At 46.8% G+C, this 7,474-nt stretch carries 9 protein-coding genes; 5 read left to right on the top strand and 4 right to left on the bottom strand.

What is annotated here, in order from left to right; genetic code table 11:
* Positions 1-343: 343 nt before the first annotated feature.
* Positions 344-757 (bottom strand): hypothetical protein, encoded by a 414-nt coding sequence (locus tag Q0986_RS08235; protein WP_299407739.1) that lies wholly within the window; start codon positions 755-757, stop codon positions 344-346.
* Between the two features lie 93 nt (positions 758-850).
* Between Q0986_RS08235 and recJ the strand changes: the two genes are divergently transcribed.
* A complete protein-coding gene (gene recJ / locus Q0986_RS08230; RefSeq protein ID WP_299407735.1) occupies positions 851-3,244 on the top strand; it encodes a single-stranded-DNA-specific exonuclease RecJ in 2,394 nt (797 codons plus the stop codon).
* On the opposite strand, the gene Q0986_RS08225 is transcribed toward recJ, so the two are convergent.
* The gene (locus Q0986_RS08225; RefSeq protein ID WP_212663611.1) at positions 3,241-3,360 is read right to left on the bottom strand and encodes a photosystem II reaction center protein Ycf12; all 120 of its coding nucleotides are present in this window, start codon (positions 3,358-3,360) and stop codon (positions 3,241-3,243) included. The two genes, recJ and Q0986_RS08225, sit on opposite strands and share 4 nt — an antisense overlap.
* 186 nt (positions 3,361-3,546) lie before the next feature.
* Here Q0986_RS08225 and Q0986_RS08220 point away from each other — a divergent pair, with 186 nt between their 5' ends.
* From Q0986_RS08220 to Q0986_RS08210, 3 genes are read left to right on the top strand one after another with little or no spacing between them, the layout of a single operon-like run.
* The gene (locus tag Q0986_RS08220; RefSeq protein ID WP_299407726.1) at positions 3,547-3,897 is read left to right on the top strand and encodes a YkgJ family cysteine cluster protein; all 351 of its coding nucleotides are present in this window, start codon (positions 3,547-3,549) and stop codon (positions 3,895-3,897) included.
* Between the two features lie 45 nt (positions 3,898-3,942).
* The gene (locus Q0986_RS08215) at positions 3,943-4,347 is read left to right on the top strand and encodes a TMEM165/GDT1 family protein (protein ID WP_299407723.1); all 405 of its coding nucleotides are present in this window, start codon (positions 3,943-3,945) and stop codon (positions 4,345-4,347) included.
* 20 nt (positions 4,348-4,367) lie between these two features.
* Positions 4,368-4,655, top strand: coding sequence for a TMEM165/GDT1 family protein (locus Q0986_RS08210; RefSeq protein WP_299407718.1), 288 nt, complete (start codon positions 4,368-4,370; stop codon positions 4,653-4,655).
* Positions 4,656-4,714: 59 nt separating this feature from the next.
* Here Q0986_RS08210 and Q0986_RS08205 read toward each other — a convergent pair whose 3' ends face one another.
* Together Q0986_RS08205 and Q0986_RS08200 are read right to left on the bottom strand one after the other, a co-directional pair.
* Positions 4,715-4,954 (bottom strand): DUF1830 domain-containing protein, encoded by a 240-nt coding sequence (locus Q0986_RS08205; protein WP_299407713.1) that lies wholly within the window; start codon positions 4,952-4,954, stop codon positions 4,715-4,717.
* A 209-nt stretch (positions 4,955-5,163) separates the two neighbouring features.
* On the bottom strand, positions 5,164-5,514 hold the full coding sequence (locus tag Q0986_RS08200; RefSeq protein ID WP_299407709.1) for a PipX family protein: 351 nt from the start codon (positions 5,512-5,514) through the stop codon (positions 5,164-5,166).
* Between the two features lie 914 nt (positions 5,515-6,428).
* Between Q0986_RS08200 and Q0986_RS08195 the strand changes: the two genes are divergently transcribed.
* A complete protein-coding gene (locus Q0986_RS08195; RefSeq protein WP_299407704.1) occupies positions 6,429-7,349 on the top strand; it encodes a hypothetical protein in 921 nt (306 codons plus the stop codon).
* Positions 7,350-7,474 lie beyond the last annotated feature (125 nt).

Below are 7,474 nucleotides of genomic sequence, written 5' to 3'. Positions count from 1 at the left end.
ATAAACGGTTGTTGGTGCTAGTGATGAAGCTACAGAATCTTTCCCATGCGCTGGCGCTTTCGCGTCTTTGCAATACTGTTGTCATGGTTATGATTGCTGTTAACTAAACATTAACTACGGGACAAAACTGAAAGCTTATGTCCACGTTACTAATGATAATGATTTTATTTTTTTTTGTAAACTTGGATTCAGTTTTTTGTGAAGTGCTGGCCTTAGGGAACAGTAGCTAAAGCACTATCAGGTAAAGGTTAGAAGGAATAAGCGAAAGTCGAAAGTTGACCTAAAAATACTGTAGTGGAGAAGGTCAAAGCTTTACAACTGTATCAATCCTGAGAATTTGTGGTTAGGTTGTAAGTCTATGCATTAAGACGGCGACTGCAAACCCTAAGCCGAAGTGTCGAATAAACTGCCAGAAAGGCTCTTTCAAATTATCATGCCATTTCCAGAGTTGGCTTTCAAGGGTAATGCCTAAGGTGTGGATTTGGTCTTGAACTTGTTCGAGTTCTTGTTGTAGGGCTGCGAGGTCTTGTTCTGTGCGAGACTTTTCAGCGATGTCCGCTTGCATCGCCGTCAGCTTGGTCTCTAGTTGAGCTTTTTCAGCTTGGGCAGTTGTGATTTCTAGATAACGTTCTCTGATCTGTTGGAGGGTTTGTTCCGCTTCAGTAATCGCTGCAGGGAACTCTGTATCAAAGTCTGTGTCCGCTTGACCCGTGTGTTCTGCTGTCTGTTCCAAGGTAGGCTGTTCCGATGATTCCATGGTGGTTCGTCAAAATCTAGGGATTGTTAATTTATTCGTCTTGGATCTGGGAGTGGACACTGATCATGACCGATGGTTGAAGTGGTCTAACTGATGCAATTATTTCCTGTGCCTAACCCTTCATTTCCTCAGCAACGTTGGCAAATTGCCGATCCAGAGCAAACGCTGGTGGACGAGCTGGCGATGGCTACAGAGTTATCTCCTCTGTTGGCTGCGGTATTGGTTAATCAAGGGATTAGGTCTGTTGAGTTGGCTCAACAGTTTTTGGCACCGGAATCACAGGTTTTACCCTCTCCTCTAGAAGCATTCCCTGATTTGGCCTCTAGCTTAACGTTATTAAAGACTGCGATCGCATCTCGATACAAAATTGCTATCTGTGGCGACTACGATGCGGACGGCATGACCAGCACGGCTTTACTGTTGCGCGTTTTGCGGGCCTTAGACGCTGATGTGGATTATGCCATCCCCAGCCGGATGCAGGAAGGCTATGGTATCAACCAGCGAATCGTCGAGGAATTTGCGGCAGACGGGGTAAAGCTGGTGTTAACGGTGGATAACGGCATTGCCGCTTACGACCCGATTGCCAGAGCCCGAGAGCTAGGATTGACCGTGATTATCACTGATCACCATGACTTGCCGCCGCAGCTCCCACCTGCTAATGCCATCCTCAATCCTAAATTAGTCCCAGAAGACTCCCCCTATCGGGGGTTGGCAGGGGTGGGAGTCGCTTATGTCTTGGCAACGTTACTGGCTCAGGAGCAAGGCGATTTAACGCTGACTACACCGCTGTTGGAACTCTTTACCCTGGGAACCATTGCCGATTTAGCTCCCTTGGTTGGCGTCAATCGCCGCTGGCTACAGCGAGGCTTGGCCCTACTGCCCCACTCTCGGTTAGCGGGGGTACAAGCGCTGATGCAGGTATCTGGCTGTGCCGCCTCTGATCAAGCGCTTAAACCGGATGCAATTGGGTTTCGGCTGGGGCCTCGGATCAATGCTGTGGGCAGGATTGGCGACCCGCAAACGGTGATTGAACTCCTGACGACCGATGATCCAGAGGTGGCCTTTGCCCGAGCCATGCAGTGTGAGCAGGCCAATCAGCGGCGGCGACAGCTCTGTGCCGAGATTGAGGCCGAGGCGATCGATTTAGTTGAAATCTTGATTCGGCAGGAGCAAGCGCCTTGGCGACCCGATGGGGATTGGGTGATTATGCTGGTGCATCCCGGTTGGCATCATGGCGTGATTGGGATTGTGGCGTCCCGGCTAGTAGAGTGCTATGGTCTGCCCGTCTTTATTGCTACCTATGAAGATGAGACCCAGATTCGCGGTTCAGCGCGAGGGATTCCTGAGTTTGATGTCTTTGCAGCGCTCCAGGCTTGTGACGATGCTCTCAGTCGATATGGAGGACATCGGGCGGCAGGCGGCTTTTCGTTGGCTGTGGACCAGTGGGAGGAGATGCGATCGCATCTTCGTACCTACGCTCACCAAACCTTACAGATAGACCAGCTTAAGCCCCTTGTAACCGTCGATGCCCAAGCCAGCTTCTCACAGATCACTTGGGACCTCTACGAACAAATTAATCAGCTGCATCCCTGTGGCATTGGCAATCCCGAACCCATTTTCTGGACCACGGATATTGAAGTGGTAGAACAGCGACCTGTGGGCAAAGACAAAACGCATCTAAAGCTAACGCTGGCTACAGCAGCCGAGTCGTCACCCGTAATCAAAGCGATGGCATGGCGATGGGGCGCTTATCACCCTTTACCGCCACGACTGGACATTGCCTATCGGCTCCGAGAGAACACTTGGAATCAGCAAACGACTCTAGAATTAGAAATTTTAGGTATCAGGGAACCCGTAGCCGTACCACCTGTCGATCAGCAGCAGTCTGCTCCCATACTGTTGGCCCAAGCGGATCGAGGTGCACCGGTGGTCCGCCAGCAAGTCGCCTTGCATTGTCCAGAACCTACTGTATCTTCAGTTCTATTAAAAACGATCGAGTGGTCGAGTTTGGGAGACTGGCCGCAAGTCCTGCAAGGCATCAACGGCCATATTCTTATGTATGGCTATCAGCGCCCTTATGTATCGACCTCAACGCTGCCAGGGACGGTGGAATATGATCGGCCGAGTCGTCCTTGTGACTGCCTGATTCTCTGGTCGTTACCCCCTTCCTGGACACATTTGCGTTGGCTCCTTGCCTTGGCGCGGCCTCAGCAGATTTATGTCCGTAACCATAGTCCAGCGATTTTGCCAGCAGCAGAGTTAAAGGCAAAACTAAAGTTTGAAATAGCAAAAAACGGTGACCAGCCTCTTAATTTGCTGAATTTAGGACAGCAATGGTGGGTGGCACCGAGTACAATTGTGTCTGTGTTTAGAGAAATAGGGTACCCCTGCTCTGACTTCCCGGAGACGGGGTCTTTAGAGCAGGAGCTAAAACGCTTGCAGCGTTGGTATCATTGCTCAGCCAATCGATTGGCGGGGTTAACCTAGGTTGCGTTACTCCGAAGAGCAACTAACAGTACAACAATCGGTCCAGCAATGACGACAGCGCCAAGCATGGTGAGTTGAAGTACAACTTGTAAATTGATTGCAGCTAGTAAGTCCATCCTTCCTCCCAGATTAACTCAAACATTGTGAGCGAACGCGCCCTCTATTGTACCTGGTTAAGGGATCGCTTGCGAGAGTGATTTTGATAGGATTAACTTATTCGCTCTGATCAGGGTGAAAAGTTACCACAATAAAAGCCTGATCTTGTCATCCATTGCGCCGTTTAGAGTAAGGTCATTCAAAATATGGCAAATTGGTGTTGCGTCGAGCAATGTGGGGCCTGTTGCCATCTCGATCCAACGGAACGGCCCGACGTTCAAGAATATTTAACCCCAGCAGAATGGCAGCATTATTTGAGCTTGGTGGGGTCTGATGGCTGGTGCATCCATTTCGATGCCGACCATCGCAAGTGCAAGATCTATGCGGATCGGCCTCAATTTTGCCGTGTAGAGCCGGAGGCCTTTCAACGCATGTATGGTGTCGCACCTGAGGATCTGAATGATTTTGCGATCGCCTGTTGTCGCCAACAAATCGATGCCGTTTACGGAGACCGTAGCTTAGAAAGTATCCGCTTTGAACGCGAAATCGGTTTCTAATTCCCTCCTCCAGGCATAATAGGGCTAGTCAACTTTGCTGGAAATATGACAGTAAAGGGAACGATTCATTATCTGTTTAGGCTTACCGTGAGCGATACCAATCCTGCCTCAGCGAATTTACAAACGTCTAATCAACCCACCCAGCCGTCCAACAGCCCCTCAACGGCAAAAGGGTTTGGTAAAGAATTTGGGTTGGCTTTTGTCACCGTGTTTTTGGCTGAGCTGGGGGATAAAACTCAATTAAGTACCCTGCTCATGACCGCAGAGTCTCAATCGCCCTGGATTATTTTTCTGGGGGCCGCTGCCGCTTTAGTGACAACCAGCTTGTGTGGCGTATTGATTGGTCAGTGGCTGGCGCGTCGGGTGCCAGAAGCGACGCTCAACACGGTCACCGGTGCGAGTTTGCTCTTTATTGCGGTCTTGCTGATTTGGGATACGGTACACCTCTAAAGATTAGGAGCCTATAAGTCATGGATTGGAAATTATTAGGGCTCAGTTTTGTCGTCGTATTTCTTGCAGAACTGGGTGATAAAAGCCAGTTAGCAGCGATTACCCTCAGTGGCAATTGCCAACACCCGCGGGCTATTTTTTTAGGAACGTCTGCTGCGCTGGTGTTCGCGAGTTTGCTAGGCGTGCTGTTGGGAGAAGGGGTCGGGCAATTACTGCCGACGCAATTAATGAAAGCAATAGCAGCCATTGGCTTTGCCCTGTTAGGAATTTCCTTCCTGTGGTCGCCTGCTGAAACCGATATGGAATGATCACACTCGGTAATTCTGCGCCCAAGCGTCGTTCATCTAGGGTGGGTAGGTGCTGAGAACTAAGCTGACTGATCGAAGTATTCTTCTGTGGTTTTGACTTGCAGCAGCTGGCATGCAATTTTATCAACCAGCAAGGCTGTAGAAAACTCACTGGAATATATCTCTAATATTCCCTGCAAATCACAAGTAAAGAGAATTCGCTGCTGTGGGAAAACCACCTTTTCGAAATACCAATTTTGAATATTGGAGATGCGAATAATTTCTAGAAAAGGGGTTTGGTTGACATAGCTACACAGCATTGAATCAACAGCCTCATTTCAAATGGATTTTCATGACCTCTGAGGTCAGTGCTTGGGAGTAAACCCTCATCGATCAAGCAAGGATTAAAGATAGATCAATGGACAGTGCTATAGGTATGACGGCATTCTGAGGCAGTTCTTTCACAGGTCGCACCCTTTCATATGGATGATGCATGGTTCTGGTTATCTTCAGACCCTACATCCACTGATTAGCGGCTAAAGGTACTCTTATAAATTCTTTTTAGCTGCTCATACTCTTGATGAAAATCTGATTTTCGGAGAACTGCTAATCGTTGTTCTAGAGCAACTCGTGCCTCTTCTCGGCTGATACTATTAATTTCTAGACGAAGACTAGATGCAGTAACGCGAAAGAACAGTCGGTTGGCATACAAGCTTGCATATAAAGCACTGTTCGTATCAATAATGCACAAATTGACCAGCAGACCAAAGACTGGATGAGATAAATAAGTTTCGCTAACAGCAGAATGGATATCAGCAGGAGATACCTTTTGGGGGTGTTTGTGACTCATATCATCCAAATGGCCTGAATGACTAGACATAGTGGTTTACCAATAAGAGGTCAATGCCTAAGACTTTTGGCCTATTGGCACTGTGGACGTTGAGTTCGAGCAATTACACACTGATATATGCTGTTACTTTAGTAGTATCCTACGCTTTTGTTCTCTACGCTTTTGCATCAAACGCTACGAATATTGTGTAAGCCGTGTTCCGAGAAATAAGGAACTCCTATTAGACCTTAGACGCCGGAAGCCTGTCACCTTTACAGATGCATCAATTTTGGGTCTCAACATTGAACGTCTGAAAGCAAAACTAGCGAAGATTTTCTAACTAGAAATAAATGCTGGATTACAAAGGTGACGAGCTTCTCCTGCGGATACCCTTCAAACTCACCCATATATTCGTTTTTTGTTTGAAATTAAGTACCGAACTATAGCTTGATAATTCTTGCTTTCCCAAGACCTCATCAGACCCATAAATTTACTCTGATTAAATGATTTTTGATGTTGCTTGTTTTATTTATGAGCTGCTATCTAGTCAAGAGAATGAGCTGCTGAATTTCAGAAATAAGAGCCTATTTATTTTGTGATCGACAAAAAAACTGGCATAAAAATTTAGAAAATTATTAAAAGATTCAAAATATTACCTATTCTGAAATGGTCGAAATTCAGACATTTTAGAAGGCGTTATGATGTCGCTATATTCCTTTGCTTCATTGAGATCTTTCAGATCTACTAGGTCTTCTATGTAGGCCAGGCTAGAGAACTAATTCTAGTCAATGAGCTGCTGGCGAACTACCTTTGTAAATCTTTAATGATTGATGATGAGCGAAGGGATTCGGATTGATTAGAAAAGTTTCTCAGTTTTTAGAAAAGTCTATGAATGAGTGCTTTTGAACTGAGTCACTGATGGTCATATCTATTATCTGAAATAAACGTATTTAAGGTACATTCTTATGAAACTGATTCTTCTTTCCAATATTCTCGAACATCCAGGATTTCCGCTATTTATTCGAGATATAGCAACCCAATATCCAGGAATCACTTTTTTAGTGGCAGGGGATTTACTCAATATTTTTCCAGAACCAGGTGAAGATCTGGCTGGATCCATCTATGCCGAGATCTATGGTTTAGATCATCTGCAGGCTGGTATGAATGAACTGATTACGACTCGATTTAAGCAGATTACCCAGTCTCGATTTATCCAACCGCTGCAACAGATGTTTCTTCCACGGGGAACACACTTCAAAACGGCACAAATGTTGGCTCACCGACGCTATAACCAGTTCTTTACTAAGATTGCACCTGACTTACACCAAAACCAGTGTCGACTTATGTTTATTCCGGGCAATATGGATTATCCCTATTTGGCGCAAGCTGCCACCGTGCCTCATCGTGAGATCACCCAGCTAGACATTGACTATCTTCAGGAAGAGGGGTGGAAAATTGGAGGGTTGGGTGGTATCCCGAATACAGCCCATCCGTTTCGGGGTGTCGTAGAGATTTCTCCCTATGAAATGACAGAAGCGGAATATCAGCGGCGACTTCACTCCCTGTGGGGGGTTGATGTCTTAATCACGCATTTGTCCCCAGAGGAATACCCCCCCTTAGCGCAATTTGTTCAAAACAGTCCTCTTAAGGTGCTGATTTGCCGGGCCCCCTTTAATTTCAAACGACATCATGATTATCGTGGAGCACTCGGACAGATGCAGCTACATAACAAACAAGTCATCTATATTCGACCCTTTGAGTATCCGACGAACCACTTCTACCTACTAACGTTAGATGAGCAAGGGATCGCTGACCCACACCTCGAAAAGCTGGCCTGGAGAGAAGAACGATTCAGCCCTCTATCAATGCAAAGATCAGGGAGCTAGTCCTCGTCGTTTATTGAAGATAGGCGCCTAGTGGTCATAAGTCGGTGTAAAGATCAGCCCATCTCAATCGAACGATAAATCAGATACTCGTGTTAGCGTTACCCTGCACTAGCAGCAGGATGCAG

It is taken from the genome of Acaryochloris sp. IP29b_bin.148 (assembly GCF_028285565.1).
In the GTDB taxonomy this organism is placed as follows: Bacteria; Cyanobacteriota; Cyanobacteriia; order Thermosynechococcales; family Thermosynechococcaceae; genus Acaryochloris.
This window is presented reverse-complemented; position numbering and strand designations above follow the sequence as displayed.

Coding starts and splice junctions, on each gene's coding strand:
- Q0986_RS08200 (WP_299407709.1), bottom strand. CDS start 5,514: ATGTCTAGTCATTCAGGCCATTTGGATGATATGAGTCACAAACACCCC.
- Q0986_RS08210 (WP_299407718.1), top strand. CDS start 4,368: ATGGATTGGAAATTATTAGGGCTCAGTTTTGTCGTCGTATTTCTTGCA.
- Q0986_RS08215 (WP_299407723.1), top strand. CDS start 3,943: ATGACAGTAAAGGGAACGATTCATTATCTGTTTAGGCTTACCGTGAGC.
- Q0986_RS08235 (WP_299407739.1), bottom strand. CDS start 757: ATGGAATCATCGGAACAGCCTACCTTGGAACAGACAGCAGAACACACG.
- Q0986_RS08195 (WP_299407704.1), top strand. CDS start 6,429: ATGAAACTGATTCTTCTTTCCAATATTCTCGAACATCCAGGATTTCCG.
- Q0986_RS08220 (WP_299407726.1), top strand. CDS start 3,547: ATGGCAAATTGGTGTTGCGTCGAGCAATGTGGGGCCTGTTGCCATCTC.
- recJ (WP_299407735.1), top strand. CDS start 851: ATGCAATTATTTCCTGTGCCTAACCCTTCATTTCCTCAGCAACGTTGG.
- Q0986_RS08205 (WP_299407713.1), bottom strand. CDS start 4,954: ATGCTGTGTAGCTATGTCAACCAAACCCCTTTTCTAGAAATTATTCGC.
- Q0986_RS08225 (WP_212663611.1), bottom strand. CDS start 3,360: ATGGACTTACTAGCTGCAATCAATTTACAAGTTGTACTTCAACTCACC.